This window comes from Xanthomonas sp. JAI131, assembly GCF_013410075.1.
GTDB classification, from domain to species: domain Bacteria; phylum Pseudomonadota; class Gammaproteobacteria; order Xanthomonadales; family Xanthomonadaceae; genus Xanthomonas_A; species Xanthomonas_A bonasiae.
In genome coordinates, this window is the sequence record NZ_JACCCN010000001.1 from 230,813 (window position 1) to 248,925 (window position 18,113).

Genomic DNA, 18,113 nt, shown 5'->3' on the forward strand with positions numbered 1-18,113 from the left:
GGTCGGGACTGCGGTGGAGCGGGGCACGATGCTAGCCCGTACGTGCGCCTTGCGCACGCGCGGGCGATGGCCGAAGCTGGCGCGGCCATCCACACGGACGTTGTTCGATGCTGATCCTGCCGTTGCACAAGCCGCTGTCGCGGGAGAATTTTCCGCTGGTCACGCTGCTGCTGGTGCTGCTCAACGCGGCGATCTACTTCGGCTGGCAGCGTCAGGACGCGGTGCCGCTGCAGCAGGCGCAGCGCTATTACCTCGATTCTGGGCTCGGCGCCCACGAAGCGCCGGCCTATGCGCGCTACCTGCAGCGCAGCGGAAGCAAGGAAGCGCTGGCCGAGTTGGAGCGCATGCCGCCGACGGAGCAGGCGCAGTTCGTCGGCGCCGCGACGGTCAGCGACGTGCGCTTCGTGCAGGCGTTGCGCAACGGCGCGGCGTTCGAGGATGCGGCGGCGTGGCAGGCGTGGACGCCGTTGCGCGCCCGCTACGACGCGTTGCTGGATCGCGTGTTCACCTTGCGCCACCTGCAGCGCAGCTCCGAATGGTCGCCGGCACGGATGCTGTCCGCGGCGTTCCTGCATGCCGACGCGTTGCATCTGTTCGGCAACATGCTGTTCCTGGTCGTGCTCGGCACCTTGCTGGAAGGGGCGATCGGGCGCTGGCGGTTCCTGCTGGTCTACCTGCTCGGCGCGTTCGGGTCCAGCGCGGTCAGCCTGTGGTGGCGTTGGGGCGAGGCCGGTGGCGGGCTGGGTGCGTCCGGCGCCATCGCCGCGCTGATGGGCGCGTTCTGCGTGGTCTGGGGGCGGCGGCCGGTGCGCTTCTTCTACTGGTTCGCGGTGGTGTTCGACTACGTGCGCGGGCCGGCGATCGCGTTGCTGCCGCTGTGGCTGGGCTGGGAGCTGTACAACCTGCTGGCCAACGGCGATGCCGGGATCGGCTTCGATGCGCATGCCGGCGGCCTGGTCGTCGGCGCGCTGCTCGGCGCGGCGCTGGTGGCGATGCGGCAGACCCGCGAGGCGTTCATGCGCGACGAGGCCGTGGCCGCCGTGGACGATCGCTGGGAGCGCGCGCAGCGGCATCTGGGGCGGCTGGAGAACCGCGAGGCCGCGTTCCTGCTCGACGAACTCGCCGCCGAGCAGCCACGCCGCTTTGACGTGGCGCAGGCGCGCTACCGGGTCGCACGCAATGCCGGCGATGCGCGTGCCGCGCAGGCGCGCGCGATCGAACTGCTGCGCCTGCCGGCGACCACCGCGCAGGAAGCGCAAGCGCAGGCGGCGTTGCTCGGCGACTGCACTGCCGGCGCCATCGCCGTGGATGCGGCGACGCGTGCGCTGCTGTTCGATCGCTGGCTGGCGCTGGGCCGGCTGCACGATGCCGAAGCGCTGCTGGCGCAGGATGCCGCAGCGGTGCCGCGCGCCGAACAGGCGCAGCACTGGTTCCGGCTCGCGCTGGGCCACGGCGAGCGACAGGCCGCTGCCGAATGGCACCGCCTGCTGCTCGCGGTGATCGAGCGCTACCCGGATCTGCCGCAGGCGGACAAGGCGCGGTTCCTGCTCGCCAACGCGTGAGTGCCGTTGGCGGCGGCATGGCCGCCCGGTCGTGCGCCGCTGCTAGGCCGGCGCGATGGTCAGCGCCTTCAGCGCCGCCTGCAGCTTGCCGCGTTGCGCCTCGTCCTCGCAGCGCGCGAGCGCGTCCTGCAGCAGCGCGCGAGCCTGCGCGTCGTCGCCGAAACGCTCGGCCAGCAACAGCGCCGCGCTCAGCGACCAGGCGCCGAATTCCGCCGCCTTGGGCCAGGCGCGCAGCGCGGCGAGCAGGCCGTCGAGCGAGAGCTTGAACTGCCCGGCCAGCTGCGCGCGCTCGGCCAGCAGCGAAGCCTGTTCCGGCAGCAGCGGGACGAAGTCGGGATCGGCGTCGAGGGCCTCGCGCAGCAGCGCCAGTGCGCGCCGCTCCTGCTTTTCCTGCAGCAGGCGATTGATGTACTGGCGGGTGTGGTCGCGGTGCTCGTCGGCGCGCCCGCCGGTGCGCAGCAGGCGCTGGTACAGCTCGTGCACCGCCAGGCTCACCGCGCGCGTGCGCACTTCGCCGCGCAGCAACTGCAGCGCCTCGGGCGCATGCCCGTCGCGCACGAACTGTTCGGCTTCGTCGAGCACGCGCTGGTCCGGATCGTGGCGGCGATACGCATCGTCGTTGCCGGCGGCCGGTTCGTAGCCCAGCACCTCGTGGTACTGGTAGACCAGATAGCCCATCAGGTGGAAGGCGGCGAACAGGCCCCAGATCGTCACCACGCCGATCGCCAGATCGCTGGCCAGCGGCGGCAGGTAGTGCTGCAGCCATCTGGCCGCGGTCAGCGCGCTGGCCTGGATCACGAACAGCAGGCCGAACGCGGCCAGGTACGGCCAGCCGATGCGCAGCGCCAGGCCGATCGACACGGCCGGATTCAGGGCGCGGCGCAGGCTGCCGTCGATGGCCAGCGAGATCAGGAAGCCGGGCTGCAGCAGCACCACCGCCAGCAGCATCAGCAGGCCGACGACCGGGCCGGCGAGCAGCGCCGCGGCGGCGACCGCCGCGCCGAGCACGATCATCAGCGCCAGCAGCCGCAGCACCACCCCGTCGCCGATGTCGAAGCCGCGTTCGGGCGCATCCATGTGTCCGTCGGCGGTATGCCGCAGGATCTCGAAGGCGTATTTGTAGATCGCCAGCGTGGTGACGATGCCGATGATCCAGCCGATGCCCGGCAGCATTCCCAGCAAGCGGCACAGGGTCAGCGCGATCAGGGCGAACAGCGCGCCGCCGCGCAGCGGATACAGCGCGATGGCGCGGGTGCGCGCCCAGAAAGGTTCGGGTGTGCTGCGGCGCGCGCGGCCTGCGCCGGCGCGATGACGGTCTTCCATGACGCCCCCTGCGTTCAATGTGCGCCGATTGTGCGACGCGCCGGGCGGGCGTGCAATTGGGGTGCGCTCGCGCGCTTGGCCCGGGCGAGCCGTGCCGGGCAGGGCGCCGCTAGTCCCTCCGCGCATCGCGCTCGTCGCGCCGATGCTTGCGGTGCGCGCGCAGGCGGGCAGCACGAGCCGGGCGGGATCGGTTCGCGGCGTGCAAGGTTCACTGGGCCGGGCGTTGCGGCGGGTCCTGGGTGGCGTCGCCGCGACCTGCGGTACGGCGGCTAGAATGGCCGTTCCACGGCGAATGCCGGCATTCCGGAGCGGCAATCCGCTGCGGGCGCCGGCACTGCCAGCTCATCGCATGGAGTGTCGTTTGAACCCATCCGCCACAGGCAATCCGCGTGTGCGTATCGAAAAGGTCGAGGTGCTGTCTGACAACTGGTACGTGCTGCGCAAGGTCACCTTCGATTTCCAGCGCAGCGACGGCAGCTGGCAGACGCTGTCGCGCGAGCCTACGACCGCGGCAACGGCGCCACCATTCTGCTCTACAGCCGCGCCAAGCAGACGGTGATGCTGACCCGGCAGTTCCGGTTGCCGACGCTGCTCAACGGCAATCCCGACGGCATGCTGATCGAAGCCTGCGCCGGGCTGCTCGACCAGCACGATGCGCAGACCTGCATCCGCAAGGAGACCGAAGAGGAAACCGGCTACCGGATCGAGAACGTGCGCAAGGTGTTCGAGGCGTTCATGAGTCCTGGCTCGGTCACCGAAAAACTGTATTTCTTCGTGGGGGAGTATTTCGATCGCGACAAGGTCGGCGCGGGCGGCGGGGTCGCGGCCGAGGGCGAGGAGATCGAGGTGCTGGAACTGCCGCTCGACGCCGCGTTGGCGATGATCGAGACGGGCGAGATCGCCGACGGCAAGACGATCATGCTGTTGCAGTACGCCAAGCTGAAGGGATTGCTGGCCTAGCGCAGTGCTGTCGGTTTGTCTCTGCGTGTGGCATCGCCTGGATCGAACGTGGCCTGTCGTGCCTGTCGGCGCGCGCTGTACACGCACCTGCGCCGCAGCGTGACCCGCGCCGCGTGGCCCTGGTTTTGGGCGCGCTGCACCGATCGGGTCAGCGCACGCGCCGCAGGCGCTTGTCGGCATGCTCCGGCGGCATGCCGCTATGGCAGTTGAAGCCGTCCTGGGCCAGATCGTAGTCGGCGGCCGCGGCGCGGCGGCCGCGCGTCTGGGCCTCTTCGACACGGAACCCGTAGATGTTGGGGCCCACCTGCGGATCGTCGGGGTCCTCGAAGCCGAGCGTCAGGCAACTGCTGGCCATCTGGTCGATTCCCCACACGCCGGTGATGGTCCTGGGCGCGGCGTGCCGTGCGGCGCCGGCGATGCAGGTGGTCGTCAGCGTATAGCGATGGGCGGTCTCGCTCGCCGCTCCCACCTCAAGCCTGAGATCGGCGCGAACGGTCTCGCAATCCCGCGTATATCCCTGGAGTTTGCCGACGTAGCGGCCGGCCAGCAGTTGCTGCCGTTGCGGCGGCCAGTCATCGCCCGACGCCGGTTGCGCGGCATCGGCGGCCATTGCGGCTATGGCCGCCGCCAGGCCGAGCAGCAGGGCGCTCATCGCTTCCTTGTCCATGGTGGAACTCCTTGTGGTTGTCGGCTGCGCTCAGCGCTTGCCGCCGAAGATGCTGCCGAAGATGCCGCGCACGATCTGCTGGCCGATGCGGTTGCCGACGGTGCGCGAGGTCTGCTTGGCCATCGTCTCGAGCATGCCCTGGCGGCGCTTGGTGCCGAATACCGCGTCCTTGACCGCCTGGCCGAAGCCGCTGTCCTGCGCGTCGTCCTGCTCGCGCGTGCGCGCCGCCGGTGCCGCCGTCTTCTCGGCCACCTCCTCGACCCGGCGCGCCAGCATTTCCGCCGCCGAGTCGCGGTTGACCGGGCTGTCGTAGCGGTTGCCGACCACGCTGCCGGCGCGCACCTGCGCGCGCTCGGCGTCGGAGATCGCACCCATCCGGCAGCGCGGCGGCGCGATCAGGGTCTGCTGCACCGGCGACGGCACGCCCTTGTCCTGCAGCGTGGAGACCAGGGCTTCGCCGGTGCCGAGCTGGGAAATGGCCTTGGCCACGTCCAGCTTGGGGTTGGCGACGAAGGTCTCGGCGGCGGTGCGCACCGCCTTCTGGTCGCGCGGGGTGTAGGCGCGCAGCGCGTGCTGCACGCGGTTGCCGAGCTGGCCGAGGATGTTGTCCGGCACGTCGTCGGGGAACTGCGAGCAGAAGTACACGCCTACGCCCTTGGAGCGGATCAGCCGCACCACCTGCTCGATGCGCTGCACCAGCGCCGGCGGCGCGTCGTCGAACAGCAGGTGCGCCTCGTCGAACACGAACACCAGCTTGGGCTTGTCCAGGTCGCCCACCTCCGGCAGCTGCTCGAACAGTTCCGACAGCAGCCACAGCAGGAAGGTCGAGTACAGGCGCGGCTTGAGCACCAGTTGCGCGGCGGCGAGGATGCCGATCACGCCGCGGCCGTCGCTGCCGACCCGCATCAGCTCGGCCAGGTCCAGCGCCGGCTCGCCGAAGAAGCCTTCGCCGCCGTCCTGCGCCAGGCGCAGCAGCGCGCGCTGGATCGCCGCCACCGACGGCGCGCTGACCAGGCCGTACTCGGTGGAGATGTCCTTGCGCTGCTCCACCACCAGCGCCAGCAGCGCGCGCAGGTCGTCCAGGTCGAGCAGCAGCAGGCCGCGGTCGTCGGCCAGCTTGAACACGATGTCGAGCACGCCGGCCTGGGTGTCGTTGAGTTCCAGGATCCGCGCCAGCAGGGTCGGCCCCATCTCGCTGACGGTGGTGCGCACCGGGTGCCCGAGCTGGCCGTACAGGTCCCAGAACACCACCGGGTTGGCGGCCGGGGCATAGTCGGCCACGCCGATGTCCCTGGCGCGCTGCAGCACTTTCTCGCTGCCGTCGCCGGCCACCGCCAGCCCGGCCACGTCGCCCTTCACGTCGGCCATGAACACCGGCACGCCGATCCGCGAGAAGCCCTCGGCCAGGGTCATCAGGGTCACGGTCTTGCCGGTGCCGGTGGCCCCGGCGACCAGGCCGTGGCGATTGCCCAGGCGCGGCTGCAGCAGCACCGCGATATCGTCGGTCAGGCCTTTGCCCAGCAGGATCGGGTCCATGAACAGCTCCGCGGTGAGGTGGGCGGATTCTAGGCGTTCGCGCCGGCGCCCGCTCGCCGCGAGGGCGCCGGGGCCGCGGTTCGCCTGGCCTGGGCGATGAACGAATGCCCCGCCGGCGCGGTGCCGGCGCATGCCCGACCTTGCCGCGATGTGACAGCGGCGGCTACCCTGCGGCCTTTCCGTCGTCGCGTCCCATCATGCCCCTTTCGTTCCGTATCACCCATGGATGGCCCGCCGTGGCTGCCTTGGCGCTGGCTTGCGCCGCGCCTTCTGCCCACGCCGAACGCGTCTCCGCGCGCGACAAGGCCGCCATCGCCGTCCTCGACCAGCGCCTGGCGGCGGCCGAGAAGCGCTACAACGACGCGATGGTGCTGGTCGGCAACAGCGACCCCAAGGGCACCCAGGAAAGCGACGCGGCGCTGGAGGACATCGAGGACGTGGTCGATGCCTGCATCAAGCAGCGCGGCTGCCAGGTCGGCACCTACCTGGGCGCGTACAAGCGCCTGCTCAAGGCCAAGGCCGACGCGCAGGGCGCGGCGACCGATGCCGATGCGAGCGACGACGACGCCGTGCCGCTGCAGGCCGATCCCGACCACATCAGTCCGCTGGCCGCCAACGTGCCGGAAGCGGCGCGCGCGGCGAGCCTGCTCAACGACCAGCGCCATGCCTTCGACGCGATGGTCGAATACAACCCGGCGGTGCAGGCCGGCATCCGCCGCTGGCTCACCGACATGCGCCCGTCGCTGATGAACAGCTACGAGAACTACCAGAACCTGCGCGCGATCATGTGGCCGGAATGGGAAAAGCGCGGGCTGCCGGAGGCGCTGCTGTTCGGCATCATCGCCAAGGAATCCAACGGCCGCGTGCACGCCAATTCGCGGGTCGGCGCCGCCGGACTGATGCAGTTCATGCCGGCCACCGGGCGCCGCTTCGGGCTGGGCCCGGACGGTACCGGCTTCGACACCCGCTACGACGCGCGCAGCGCCGCCGAGGCCAGCGCGGTGTACATCAACGAGCGCATGGCCGAACTCAACCGCAGCATCGAACTGTCGCTGGCCGGCTACAACGGCGGCGAGGGCCGCGCCGCGCGCGTCTACAACCAGATGCAGGGGCGCAGCTTCTGGGACGCCTCGGTGTACAACCAGTTCCCGGCCGAGACCAAGGACTACGTGCCGATGGTGATCGCCGCGGCGTGGATCTTCCTGCACCCGCAGCAGTACGGCGTGGCGTTCCCGAAGATCAACGCGCAGCCGGCAACGCTGCGCCTGGCCAAGTCCACCACGATCTACGAGCTGACCATCTGCCTGGGCAGCGACGGCACCCGCGACGGCTACATGCGCGCGCTGCGCAACCTCAATCCGCGCTACGAACCCGATGGCTGGATCCCGGCCGGGGTCACCATCAACGCCACCACCAAGATCGTCGGCCTGTACAACCGCTACTGCGTCAGCGGCCCGCGCGCCGACCTGGCGCGCGCGCTGATCACCGCCGACGTCAACGCCGCGATCCGCAGCAACACGCCCGTGGTCGCCGATCCCACCGGCAACGTGGCGGTGGGCGACGTGACGCCGGTGGCCGGCGTGCCCACCACCGTCGCCACCGGGCGCCCGGCGCCGGTCAAGCCCAAGCCCAAGCAGGTGCGCAGCTACCGCGTGGCCAAGGGCGACACGCTGGGCCGCATCGCCGACCGCTACAGCTGCGATCTCAAGCAGTTGGCCAAGGCCAATGGCCTGCGCGCGCCGGGCTATGCGTTGAAGCCGGGGCAATCGCTGAAGATGACCGGCTGCGACAAGTAGGCCTTCGTTCTCCCGCCGGGACCAAGGCCCCCTTTTCGGGGGAAGGTGGCGCGCAGCGCCGGATGAGGGTGGGGGCGCAATCAATTGCTCGGGAGAGGTTTTCCACCCCTGCTATCAGGAGCGTCGCCCGCCTGGCTGCGGCGCCGTACCCTCATCCGCCCTTCGGGCACCTTCTCCCGATGGGAGAAGGGGGCGCGCAACGCGCGGTGATGGTCCAGCCGCGCCTCACATCAAACGCGAAGCCATGATGTCCCTCTCCCATTGGGAGAGGGGTAGGGTGAGGGTACACCAGCACCGGGAATGCAAGGCCGCCAGGGCGCGCTGTCGCCGCTCCGATACCCGCGCGACGTTGCAGGCAGTGCCTGTGTGCCCAGCGTTCAACCGAGCCGGACCGGCGCTTCCGCTACCAGCGCGGGATCGAGCGTCGCCACGGCTGGCGGCAACAGTACGATCACCGTTGAGCCGTGGTTGTAGCGCGCCGCACCGCAGTGGATGCGGTGCGCCCGGCAGGTTGGCGCGCCGCCGCGCGTCAGCGATCCAACCGCAGTGCCAGGGCCTGGCCGAGCCGTACCGGCGTTTCCGCCGCCAGCGTCGGATCGAGTTGTGCCATGCCGGGCGGCAACAGCACGATGACGGTAGAGCCGTAGTTGAAGCGTGCCATCTCCGCGAACCGCTCCAGCACGATGCCCTTGCCGCGCCAGTCCTTGCGGGTGATGCGGTCGCCGTAGCGCGGGATCTCCACGCCGCTCCACACCGTCTCCACGCCGCTGACCAGCAGCGCGCCGACCATCACCGAGGCCATCGGGCCGAACTCGGTGTCGAAATGGCAGACCAGCCGCTCGTTGCGCGCGAACAGCCGCGGCACGTTGCGCACCGCGTCCGGGCCGACGCTGAACAGGCGTCCCGGCACGTGCACGGTCTCGCGCAGGGTGCCGGTCCAGGGCATGTGCACGCGGTGGTAGTCGCGCGGCGACAGGTACACGGTGGCGTACAGGCCGTTGGCGAACGGCGCCGCGGCGGCGGCGTCGCCGAGCAGTTCGGCGGCGGTGAACGCCTGGCCCTTGGCCTGGAAGATGCGCCCGTCCTGGATCGGGCCGAGCTGGCTGATGCGGCCGTCGGCCGGCATCAGCAGCGCCTGCGGGTCGGGATCGGCGACGCGCGCGCCGGGCTTCAGCGCGCGGGTGAAGAACGCATTGAAGGTCGGGTAGGCGCGCGGATCGGGTTCGGCGGCCTCGGCCAGGTTCACCCCGAAGCGGCGCACCACGGTGTCGATCAGCCATTGCTTCAGCCCCGGTCGCGACGAATACGCCAGGCGCCGCGCCAGCGAGGACAGCAGCCGGTGCGGCAGCACGTAGGTCAGCGTGGTCAGCAGGCTCATGGCGCGGTCGCCTTGGTCAGCGCCTGCAGGTCGGCGGCGATCGCCGCCGGCTCGAACGGCGGGCGGATCAGCCCGGCCTGGCGGCCCTGCGGGTCGAGCACGGCGATCGCGGCGGAGTGGTCCATGCTGTAGTCGTTGGGGTTTTCCTGGAAATGCTTGCCGGGCACCTTCTGGAACACGAAGCCCAGCGCGGTGGCGAAGCGTTCCAGCTCCGGCACGTCGGCGGTGGCGGCCAGGGTGTCCTTGTGGAAGCCGTGCGCGTAGGCGCCCAGCCGCGCCGGGGTGTCGCGCTCCGGATCGACCGAGACGAACAGCACCCGCGGGCGCAGCGTGTCGGGGATCGATTCCCACTGCTTCTGCGCGCGGGCCAGGTCGGCCAGGGTGGTTGGGCACACGTCCGGGCAGGCGGTGAAGCCCAGGAACACCAGCATCCAGTGGCCTTTCAGCTCGCCCGGGATCAGCGGGGTGCCGTCGGACTGGCGCAGGTGGAAGTCGGGCAGGGCGCGCGGCTGCGGGTACAGGCGCACGCTGCGGGTCTCGGGCCACGCCGAAGCGCTGCTGCCGAAGTACTTCTGGGCCAGCAGCAGGCCCAGGCCGGCGGCCAGGGCGACCACCAGGACGATGCCGAAGTTGCGGTTGAACATACTGATTTCCCTTGCAACGAACGCTCATGATAGCGGCCGGGCCTCTATAATCGGGGGCCGAATTGCCTTGCCTGTTGCCATGACTGCCGACGCGGCCGCCGAACTCCACACGATCATCGACCTGATCCGCTACGGCACCAGCCGTTTCAATGCCGCCGAACTGAGCTTCGGCCACAGCTACGACAATGCCCTGGACGAAGCCACGCAACTGGTGCTGCACGCCCTGCACCTGCCGCACGACCTGGGCCCGGCCTACGGCGGCGCGCGCGTCACCACGCCGGAAAAGGCGCAGGTGCTGGCGCTGTTCGAGCGCCGCATCGCCGAGCGCATCCCCGCCGCCTACCTGACCGGCGAGGCCTGGTTCGCCGGGCTCAGCTTCAAGAGCGACGCGCGCGCGCTGGTGCCGCGCTCGCCGATCGCCGAGCTGATCGAGGCCGGCTTCGAGCCGTGGCTGGCCGGGCGCGAGGTCAACCGCGCGCTCGACCTGTGCACCGGCTCGGGCTGCATCGCCATCGCGATGGGCCACTACAACCCGAACTGGCAGGTGGACGCGGTCGACATCAGCGACGACGCGCTGGCCCTGGCCGCGGAGAACAAGGCGCGGCTGCTGGCCGACAACGTCGAACTGGTCAAGTCCGACCTGTTCGCCGGGCTGGGCGGGCGCCGCTACGAACTGATCGTGACCAACCCCCCGTACGTCACCCACGCCGAGACCGACGCGCTGCCGCCCGAGTACGCGCACGAGCCGGAACTGGGCCTGCGCGCCGGCGACGATGGCCTGGACCTGGCGCTGAAGATCCTGCGCGATGCGCCGGCGCACCTCAGCGAGGACGGCCTGCTGATCTGCGAAGTCGGCGAATCCGAGCGCGCGCTGGTGCAGTTGCTGCCGGAAGTGGATTTCGCCTGGGTCGAGTTCAAGGTCGGGCAGATGGGCATCTTCGCGGTGGAAGCCAGCGAGCTGGTCGCGCACCACGCGCGCATCGCCGACCTGGCCGCGAGCCGGTGAGCCGGCGGCCATGAGCGCGAACAGCTTCGGCACCCTGCTGACCGTCACCACCTTCGGCGAATCGCACGGGCCGGCGATCGGCTGCGTGATCGACGGCTGTCCGCCCGGGCTGGAACTGGATGCCAGCGAATTCGCCCACGACCTGCAGCGCCGCGCCACCGGCAAGAGCCGCCACACTTCGGCGCGGCGCGAAGCCGACGAAGTGGAGATCCTGTCCGGGGTCTACGAGGGCCGCACCACCGGCACCCCGATCGGCCTGCTGATCCGCAACACCGACCAGCGCAGCAAGGACTACACCGACATCGCCCGCCAGTTCCGTCCGGGCCATGCCGACTACAGCTACTGGCAGAAGTACGGCATCCGCGATCCGCGCGGCGGCGGCCGCTCCTCGGCGCGCGAGACCACGATGCGCGTGGCCGCCGGCGTGATCGCCAAGAAGTGGCTGGCGCAGCGCTACGGCGTGCGCGTGCGCGGCTACCTGTCGCAGCTCGGGCCGGTCGTGCCGCAGGGCTTCGCCTGGGATGCGGTGGAGGACAACGCGTTCTTCTGGCCGCATGCGGCGCAGGTGCCGGAGCTGGAAAGTTACATGGACGCGCTGCGCAAGTCCGGCGATTCGATCGGCGCCAAGGTCACCGTGGTCGCCGACGGCGTGCCGCCGGGCTGGGGCGAGCCGATCTACGGCAAGCTCGACGGCGAACTGGCCGCGGCGCTGATGAGCATCAATGCGGTCAAGGGCGTGGAGATCGGCGACGGCTTCGCCGTGGTGGCGCAGAAGGGCACCGAGCACCGCGACCTGATCGCGCCGGATGGCTTCCAGTCCAACCATGCCGGCGGCGTGCTCGGCGGCATCGCCACCGGCCAGCCGATCGTCGCCTCGCTGGCGTTCAAGCCCACCTCCAGCCTGCGCCTGCCCGGCGCCACGGTGGACGTGGACGGGCAGGCGGTGGACGTCATCACCACCGGCCGCCACGACCCCTGCGTCGGCATCCGCGCCACCCCGATCGCCGAGGCGATGATGGCGCTGGTGCTGATGGACCAGGCGCTGCGCCATCGCGCGCAGTGCGGCGACGTCGGCAGCGTCGCCCCGCGCATCCCCGGCGGTGGCGATGGCTGAGTCGCGGCCACGGGTGTGGGTCAGCCAACCGCTGTTCGACGATGTCGTCGCACGGCTCGGCGAACATTGCGCGCTGACCATCACCGCGGACGTGACCAAGTACTCGCAGCAAGACCTGGCCGCGGCGCTGGCGCCGCTGGACGGCGCGCTGGTGACCCTCAACGAGCGTATCGGCGCGCCCGAGATCGCCGCCGCGCCGCGGCTGCGCGCCATCGCCAACGTCGGCGTCGGCTACAACAACCTCGATCTGGACGCGCTCAGCGCGGCTGGCATCTTCGCCAGCAACACGCCGGACGTGCTCACCGAAACCACTGCCGACCTCGGTTTCGCGCTGCTGATGGCCGCCGCGCGGCGCATCACCGAATCCGAGCGCTGGCTGCGCGAGGGGCAGTGGCAACAGTGGTCGTTCCAGACCATGCTCGGCGCCGACGTGCACGGCAGCACCCTGGGCATCCTCGGCATGGGCCGCATCGGCCAGGCCATCGCGCGCCGCGCCGCGGGCTTCTCGATGCGCGTGCTGTACCACAACCGCAGCCGCCTGCCGGCCGAGGTGGAGCGTGCGCACGCCGCCGAGTACGTCGGCTTCGACGCACTGCTGGCGCGCGCCGATCACCTGCTGCTGGTGCTGCCGTATTCGGCACAGTCGCACCACATCCTGGATGCCGCCGCGCTGGCGCAGATGAAGCCGGGCGCCACGCTGGTGAACATCGCCCGCGGCGGCCTGGTCGACGAACTGGCGCTGGCCGATGCGCTCGCGCACGGGCGCCTGGCCGCGGCCGGGCTGGACGTGTACGAGGGCGAGCCGGCGGTGCGCCCGGAGCTGCTGGCGCTGCGCAACGTGGTGCTGACCCCGCATATCGGCAGCGCCAGCGCCGCGACCCGCCGCGCGATGGTGGCGCTGGCGGTGGACAACCTGCTGGCCGCGCTGGGCTTCGGTGCCGACGCCGGGCGTCCGCCGAATGCGTTGAACCTGGATGCGATCGCCGCTGGCGCCGGCAATGGCGACGGCAGCATCGCGAGCAAAAAACGATAGGGAACCTCCGGCGACCTGAGCGGCGCGCTCGGGAGGTTCCCCGAATCCAGCTGGCAGTGCGGCTGTTACCCCTTTCTCCTACCCGATCGAACAATCTCCCATGAGCAACGAATCCCGTCGTTTCAACGTCGCCGTCGTCGGCGCCACCGGCGCTGTCGGCGAAACCATGCTGGCCATTCTCGCCGAGCGCGACTTCCCCATCGCCACGCTGTACCCGCTGGCCTCCGAGCGCTCCGCCGGCGGCCAGATCGAGTTCAAGGGCCAGAAGGTCACCGTGCTCGACCTGGCCACCTTCGATCCGACCGGCGTGGACATCGCGCTGTTCTCCGCCGGTGGCGGCATCTCCAAGGAATACGCGCCGAAGTTCGCCGCCGCCGGCGCGGTGGTGATCGACAACTCCTCGTCGTTCCGCTACGACGACGACGTGCCGCTGGTGGTGTCGGAAGTGAACCCGGAGGCGCTGAAGCAGCGCCCGCGCGGCATCATCGCCAACCCCAACTGCTCGACCATGCAGATGCTGGTGGCGCTGGCGCCGCTGCACCGCGAATACAACATCGAGCGCATCAACGTGGCCACCTACCAGTCGGTGTCCGGCGGCGGCCGTTCGGGCATGGAGGAACTGGGCAAGCAGACTGCGCAGTTGCTGGCGTTCCAGGACATCGAGCCGAAGAAGTTCCAGGTGCAGATCGCCTTCAACCTGATCCCGCACATCGACGACTTCCTCGAGAACGGCTTCACCAAGGAAGAGATGAAGCTGGTCTGGGAGACGCGCAAGATCCTCGGCGACGACAACATCCAGGTGAACCCGACCGCGGTGCGCGTGCCGGTGTTCTACGGCCACTCCGAAGCGGTCGCGATCGAGACCACGCGCAAGGTCAGCGCCGAGCAGGCGCGCGCGCTGCTGGCCGCGTCGCCGGGCGTGGAAGTCGTCGACGAGCGCAAGGCCGGCGGCTATCCGACCCCGGTCACCCACGCTTCGGGCAACGACGCGGTCTACGTCGGCCGCATCCGCGAGGACATCTCGCATCCGCGCGGCCTGAACCTGTGGATCGTCTCCGACAACATCCGCAAGGGCGCTGCGCTCAATGCGGTGCAGCTGGCCGAGCTGGTGGCGCAGGAAGGCTGAGCGATATCTCCCCTCTCCCCTCGGGAGAGGGACGGGGGTGAGGGTGCGGCGCGAAGCCCTCGCACTGTTTCGATCCCATGAGGCTTCGCCGTACCCTCATCCGCCCCTTCGGGGCACCTTCTCCCGATGGGAGAAGGGAGGGCTGCCCGAGCGTGCAACACAACAAGCGAAGCCAAGACGCCCTTCTCCCCTCGGGAGAGGGGCCGGGGGTGAGGGTACGGGGCGAAGCCCTCGCGCTGTTCGATCCCACGAGGCTTCGCCCGTACCCTCATCCGCCCCTTCGGGGCACCTTCTCCCGATGGGAGAAGGGGGTAGGGCCGCGCGAACCTGTGCAGGCTCCGTCGCACGGCCGCGTAGACGAACGCCACAATGCGAAGGGCAACGGCTATATTGCACGCCATGACACCAAGGGCAGGGGCGTGATGCGCCTACAACCACGCTTCTTCCGCCGCCGCCATGGCGGCGACGGCATTTCCATTGCGCTCGCTCCGAGCCGCGGCTGGCGTGCGGCGTGCGCGCTGCTGTTGCTGGCCTGCAGCCAGGCCGCGCTGGCGCTGGGACTGGGCGACATCCGCGTCCTGTCCAAACCCGGCCAGCCGTTCCTGGCCGAGATCCCGGTGATCTCCAACGAACCGGGCGAACTGGAAAACGCACGCGTCGCGCTGGCCTCGCCGGCGACCTTCGCCCGGGTCGGGCTGGAGCGCCCGGACGGCCTGGTCGGCAACCTGCAGTTCCGCTTCGCGCAGACCAACCAGGGCCGCGCGGTGATCCGCGTCAGCAGCCAGATGCCGGTGGAGGTGCCGTCGCTGAGCTTCCTGATCGAAGTCGATTGGGGCCAGGGCCGGTTGATCCGCGAATATTCGGCCTTGCTCGATGCGCCCAACACCGCCGCGGCGATCGACGCGCCGGCGATCGATGCCCCGGCCGCCGCCGCGCCGTCCGACCGCATCGTCCGCAGCGAGCCGTTGCCGGCGCCGGCAACGGCTCCGGCGCCGGCGCCGGTCGCCCCCACACCGCCGCCCGCGGTGTCGGCCGCACCCGCCGCGCCGGTGCGCAGCGCCCCGGCGCCCACGGCGGCGCCCGGCGATGCGCTGGCGCCGGTGCAGCGCGGGCAGACCCTGTCGCAGATCGCCGGGCAGCTGGCGCGCGGCAGCGGCCATTCGCTGGACCAGACCATGGTCGCGCTGCTGCGCGCCAACCCGGATGCGTTCATCCGCGGCAACGTCAACCTGCTCAAGCAGGGCGCGGTGTTGCGCACGCCGCGCCAGGAAGAGCTGGCCAGCATCGATGCCGCTGCGGCCACCGCCATCGTCCGCGAACAGGCCGCGCAATGGCGCCAGGCGCGCGCGCCGGTGCCGCAACCGGCACAGGCGCAGCAGGCCGCTGCGGTTGCGCCGGCCGCCGCCAAGCCCGCCGCCGCGACCGCGGCGACGTCGGGCGCACGCCTGGAAATCGCGCCGGCGGTGCCGGCGCAGCGCGACAACGCAGGAACCAAGTCCGGCACCGGTGCCGGCGACGAGGGAGACATGGTGGCGACTCAACAATTGCAGCAGGCGCGCGAAGATCTCGCGGCACGCGATGCCGAGGTCCAGGAGCTGCGCTCGCGGGTCGAACAGCTGGAAAAGCTCAAGGCCCAGCAGCAGCAACTGATCGCGCTGAAGGACAGCGACCTGGCCGCAGCGCAGAAGCGCCTGGCGCAATCCGGGCAGACTCAGGCGCAGGCGCAACCCGCGCCGGCCGCGGCCTCCAGTGGCTGGCCGCTGTGGCTGTGGGGCGGACTGGCGCTGCTGGTGCTGGGCATCGGCGCGCTGCTGTTGTCGCGCCGGCGCAAGCCGTCGCCGTTGCCGCCGCTGCCGCTGCCGCGGCACGGCTACGACGCGGCGGAACTGGCCGCGGCGGTGCCGGTGGTGGCGCATCGCGAGGTGGACGCACCGGATCTGCCGCCGCTGGACGAACACGAGCGCGAAGTGGCCGAGGACGCGGTCGACGAAGACCGGGCCTACCAGGACCACGCATTCGAGCGCGAGCTGGCCGCGCAGGCGCAGCATCACGCCGACGCCGACGCCGACGCTGCGCCTGCCGCGGAGCATCCGCAGTTCGCGCTACGGCCCGACGCCGAGATCGCGCCGGCGCCGCAGGCGCCGCTCGACGCCGACGAACCATGGCGGCAGCCGCCGGTGCTGGCGCCGACGCCGGTCGCGCCGGTGCTTGCGGAACGCCAGGAGCCGACTTGGCACCAGGGCGATCTGCCTGCCGCCGCCGAGCCGAGCCTCGAACCGGCGCCCGCGTATCCGCCGATCGGCCGCGAGCGCCTGGAACTGGCCGTGGCCTACATGGATCTGGGCGACAACGAAACCGCGCGGACCCTGCTGAGCGAAGTGGCGGCCGGCGGCGATCCGGCGGCGCGTGCCGAAGCCCAGCAGTTGCTGGCCCGCTTGAGCTGATGCGCGCGTGCCGCAGCGCAGCGCCGTGGCCGCTGCAGCCCGCAGTGCGCGTTGTGACGGAGTAGGGCGCGATGCGTTATGCGCTGGGCGTGGAATACGACGGCAGCGAGTTCCAGGGCTGGCAACAGCTGGGCGAATCCGGCGGGCCGAGCGTGCAGGCGACGCTGCAGGCGGCGCTGTCGTCGGTGGCCGATACGCCGGTGAGCGTGGTCTGCGCCGGGCGCACCGATGCCGGCGTGCACGGCGAATGCCAGGTCGTGCATTTCGATTGCGATGCGCCGCGCGCGCCGCGCGGCTGGATGCTCGGCGCCACCGCGCGCTTGCCGCCATCGGTGTGCGTGCGTTGGTGCGTGCCGGCGGCGGATGATTTCCACGCGCGCTTCTCGGCGCGCGCGCGACGCTACCGCTACCGCCTGCTCAACCGCCAGGTACGCCCGGCGCTGTACCGGCAGACGCTGAGCTGGGAGCGGCGGCCGCTGCAGGCCGAGGCGATGCATGCCGCCGCGCAGGCGTTGCTGGGCGAGCAGGATTTCAGCGCGTTCCGCAGCATCCAGTGCCAGGCGCTGCACGCGCGGCGCGAGCTGCAGGCGATCGCGGTGACCCGGATCGGCGAGGTCGTCGAGGTCCAGGTCCAGGCCAATGCATTCCTTCATCACATGGTGCGCAATATCGTAGGCTCCTTAATCATGGTAGGAGCAGGCGAGAAGCCGGTTTCCTGGATCGGCGAACTGCTTGCCGGGCGGGACCGCAGCGTCGCCGGCCCGACGGCGCCGCCGCAGGGATTGGTCTTCGTCGGTCCTCTCTACCCCGATATCTGGAAGCTACCGGCCGAGGTCACCCTATGAATCGAACCCTGTATCGCACCCGCATCAAGTTCTGCGGCATGACCCGCGCCGGCGACATCCGCCTGGCGGGCGAACTTGGCGTGGATTCGGTGGGATTCGTGTTCGCCCACGGCAGCCCGCGGCGGGTGGCGCCGGCCGAGGCCCGCGCGATGCGCCAGGCCGCCTCGCCGATGGTCGACGTGGTCGCGCTGTTCCGCGACAACCCCAAGGACGAGGTGCGCGAAGTGCTGCGCACGGTGCGCCCGACCCTGCTGCAGTTCCATGGCGACGAGGACGACGGCTTCTGCCGCGGCTTCAACCTGCCGTACCTGAAGGCGGTGCCGATGGGCGGCAGCGACATCAACGCGCGCACCCTGCAGCTGCAGTACCCGAACGCGGCCGGCTTCCTGTTCGACAGCCACGCCCCGGGCGAGAGCGGCGGCTCCGGCAAGACCTTCGACTGGACGCGCCTGCCCACCGGCCTGCACCGGCCGTTCCTGCTCGCCGGCGGCATCACCTCCGACAACGTGTTCGACGCGATCATCGCCACCTTGCCGTGGGGCGTGGACGTGTCCAGCGGCATCGAGAGCCAGCCGGGCATCAAGGACGGGCACAAGATGCGCAAGTTCGTCGAGGAAGTGCGCCGCGCCGATTGCCACGAACTGAACACCAACTGCTAGCGCGGGCGGCGCCGCCACGC

Annotated in this window: 14 protein-coding genes and 2 pseudogenes; 10 read left to right on the plus strand and 6 right to left on the minus strand. The window is 70.7% G+C overall.

The window, feature by feature from the left end:
• The first annotated feature begins 107 nt into the window (after positions 1-107).
• Entirely contained in the window at positions 108-1,562 is a 1,455-nt protein-coding gene (locus HDC36_RS01015; RefSeq protein ID WP_179563820.1) for a rhomboid family intramembrane serine protease, read from the plus strand.
• A 42-nt stretch (positions 1,563-1,604) separates the two neighbouring features.
• Here the strand turns inward: HDC36_RS01015 and HDC36_RS01020 are convergent, their stop codons facing one another.
• Positions 1,605-2,885 (minus strand): hypothetical protein, encoded by a 1,281-nt coding sequence (locus HDC36_RS01020; protein ID WP_179563821.1) that lies wholly within the window; start codon positions 2,883-2,885, stop codon positions 1,605-1,607.
• A gap of 361 nt (positions 2,886-3,246) precedes the next feature.
• Here HDC36_RS01020 and nudK point away from each other — a divergent pair.
• Positions 3,247-3,845, plus strand: a pseudogene (gene nudK, locus HDC36_RS01025) (GDP-mannose pyrophosphatase NudK).
• 148 nt (positions 3,846-3,993) lie between these two features.
• Here the strand turns inward: nudK and HDC36_RS01030 are convergent.
• Positions 3,994-4,512, minus strand: a complete 519-nt coding sequence (locus HDC36_RS01030; protein WP_179563822.1) for a hypothetical protein — start codon at positions 4,510-4,512, stop codon at positions 3,994-3,996.
• A 30-nt stretch (positions 4,513-4,542) separates the two neighbouring features.
• Entirely contained in the window at positions 4,543-6,180 is a 1,638-nt protein-coding gene (locus tag HDC36_RS01035) for a helicase HerA-like domain-containing protein (protein WP_255432559.1), read from the minus strand.
• 65 nt (positions 6,181-6,245) lie between these two features.
• Here HDC36_RS01035 and HDC36_RS01040 point away from each other — a divergent pair, with 65 nt between their 5' ends.
• Positions 6,246-7,844 carry a transglycosylase SLT domain-containing protein gene (locus tag HDC36_RS01040; protein ID WP_179563824.1) on the plus strand — a complete coding sequence of 533 codons (1,599 nt, stop codon included), beginning with the start codon at positions 6,246-6,248 and terminating at the stop codon, positions 7,842-7,844.
• Between the two features lie 377 nt (positions 7,845-8,221).
• Here HDC36_RS01040 and HDC36_RS23275 read toward each other — a convergent pair.
• The 3 genes and pseudogenes from HDC36_RS23275 to HDC36_RS01050 all read right to left on the minus strand — a co-directional run.
• Positions 8,222-8,323 (minus strand): annotated as a pseudogene (locus HDC36_RS23275) (phosphatidylserine decarboxylase); the annotation flags it as partial.
• Between the two features lie 50 nt (positions 8,324-8,373).
• Positions 8,374-9,222: an archaetidylserine decarboxylase gene (gene asd / locus HDC36_RS01045; RefSeq protein WP_179563825.1), complete on the minus strand. Its 849-nt coding sequence runs from the start codon at positions 9,220-9,222 to the stop codon at positions 8,374-8,376.
• Complete coding sequence (locus HDC36_RS01050; protein ID WP_179563826.1) at positions 9,219-9,866, minus strand: SCO family protein; 648 nt, start codon at positions 9,864-9,866, stop codon at positions 9,219-9,221. The genes asd and HDC36_RS01050 overlap by 4 nt, the downstream gene beginning before the upstream one ends.
• 79 nt (positions 9,867-9,945) lie before the next feature.
• Between HDC36_RS01050 and prmB the strand changes: the two genes are divergently transcribed.
• The 7 genes from prmB to HDC36_RS01085 all read left to right on the plus strand — a co-directional run bounded on the left by prmB (position 9,946) and on the right by HDC36_RS01085 (position 18,093).
• Positions 9,946-10,872: a 50S ribosomal protein L3 N(5)-glutamine methyltransferase gene (prmB, locus tag HDC36_RS01055; protein WP_179563827.1), complete on the plus strand. Its 927-nt coding sequence runs from the start codon at positions 9,946-9,948 to the stop codon at positions 10,870-10,872.
• 10 nt (positions 10,873-10,882) lie between these two features.
• Positions 10,883-11,986 carry a chorismate synthase gene (gene aroC, locus HDC36_RS01060; protein ID WP_179563828.1) on the plus strand — a complete coding sequence of 368 codons (1,104 nt, stop codon included), beginning with the start codon at positions 10,883-10,885 and terminating at the stop codon, positions 11,984-11,986.
• Positions 11,979-13,019 (plus strand): D-glycerate dehydrogenase, encoded by a 1,041-nt coding sequence (locus HDC36_RS01065; RefSeq protein ID WP_179563829.1) that lies wholly within the window; start codon positions 11,979-11,981, stop codon positions 13,017-13,019. The genes aroC and HDC36_RS01065 overlap by 8 nt, the downstream gene beginning before the upstream one ends.
• Before the next feature lie 100 nt (positions 13,020-13,119).
• Entirely contained in the window at positions 13,120-14,145 is a 1,026-nt protein-coding gene (locus HDC36_RS01070; RefSeq protein ID WP_179563830.1) for an aspartate-semialdehyde dehydrogenase, read from the plus strand.
• A gap of 422 nt (positions 14,146-14,567) precedes the next feature.
• Entirely contained in the window at positions 14,568-16,589 is a 2,022-nt protein-coding gene (locus HDC36_RS01075) for a FimV/HubP family polar landmark protein (RefSeq protein WP_179563831.1), read from the plus strand.
• Between the two features lie 71 nt (positions 16,590-16,660).
• On the plus strand, positions 16,661-17,434 hold the full coding sequence (truA, locus tag HDC36_RS01080) for a tRNA pseudouridine(38-40) synthase TruA (RefSeq protein WP_179563832.1): 774 nt from the start codon (positions 16,661-16,663) through the stop codon (positions 17,432-17,434).
• Entirely contained in the window at positions 17,431-18,093 is a 663-nt protein-coding gene (locus HDC36_RS01085) for a phosphoribosylanthranilate isomerase (protein WP_179563833.1), read from the plus strand. The genes truA and HDC36_RS01085 overlap by 4 nt, the downstream gene beginning before the upstream one ends.
• Positions 18,094-18,113: the final 20 nt, after the last annotated feature.

Excerpts from the sequence above, each read along its gene's own strand:
- HDC36_RS01015 (WP_179563820.1), top strand. The coding sequence starts at position 108 with ATGCTGATCCTGCCGTTGCACAAGCCGCTGTCGCGGGAGAATTTTCCG.
- HDC36_RS01020 (WP_179563821.1), bottom strand. The coding sequence starts at position 2,885 with ATGGAAGACCGTCATCGCGCCGGCGCAGGCCGCGCGCGCCGCAGCACA.
- HDC36_RS01030 (WP_179563822.1), bottom strand. The coding sequence starts at position 4,512 with ATGGACAAGGAAGCGATGAGCGCCCTGCTGCTCGGCCTGGCGGCGGCC.
- HDC36_RS01035 (WP_255432559.1), bottom strand. The coding sequence starts at position 6,180 with ATGCGCCGGCACCGCGCCGGCGGGGCATTCGTTCATCGCCCAGGCCAG.
- HDC36_RS01040 (WP_179563824.1), top strand. The coding sequence starts at position 6,246 with ATGCCCCTTTCGTTCCGTATCACCCATGGATGGCCCGCCGTGGCTGCC.
- asd (WP_179563825.1), bottom strand. The coding sequence starts at position 9,222 with ATGAGCCTGCTGACCACGCTGACCTACGTGCTGCCGCACCGGCTGCTG.
- HDC36_RS01050 (WP_179563826.1), bottom strand. The coding sequence starts at position 9,866 with ATGTTCAACCGCAACTTCGGCATCGTCCTGGTGGTCGCCCTGGCCGCC.
- prmB (WP_179563827.1), top strand. The coding sequence starts at position 9,946 with ATGACTGCCGACGCGGCCGCCGAACTCCACACGATCATCGACCTGATC.
- aroC (WP_179563828.1), top strand. The coding sequence starts at position 10,883 with ATGAGCGCGAACAGCTTCGGCACCCTGCTGACCGTCACCACCTTCGGC.
- HDC36_RS01065 (WP_179563829.1), top strand. The coding sequence starts at position 11,979 with ATGGCTGAGTCGCGGCCACGGGTGTGGGTCAGCCAACCGCTGTTCGAC.
- HDC36_RS01070 (WP_179563830.1), top strand. The coding sequence starts at position 13,120 with ATGAGCAACGAATCCCGTCGTTTCAACGTCGCCGTCGTCGGCGCCACC.
- HDC36_RS01075 (WP_179563831.1), top strand. The coding sequence starts at position 14,568 with ATGCGCCTACAACCACGCTTCTTCCGCCGCCGCCATGGCGGCGACGGC.
- truA (WP_179563832.1), top strand. The coding sequence starts at position 16,661 with ATGCGTTATGCGCTGGGCGTGGAATACGACGGCAGCGAGTTCCAGGGC.
- HDC36_RS01085 (WP_179563833.1), top strand. The coding sequence starts at position 17,431 with ATGAATCGAACCCTGTATCGCACCCGCATCAAGTTCTGCGGCATGACC.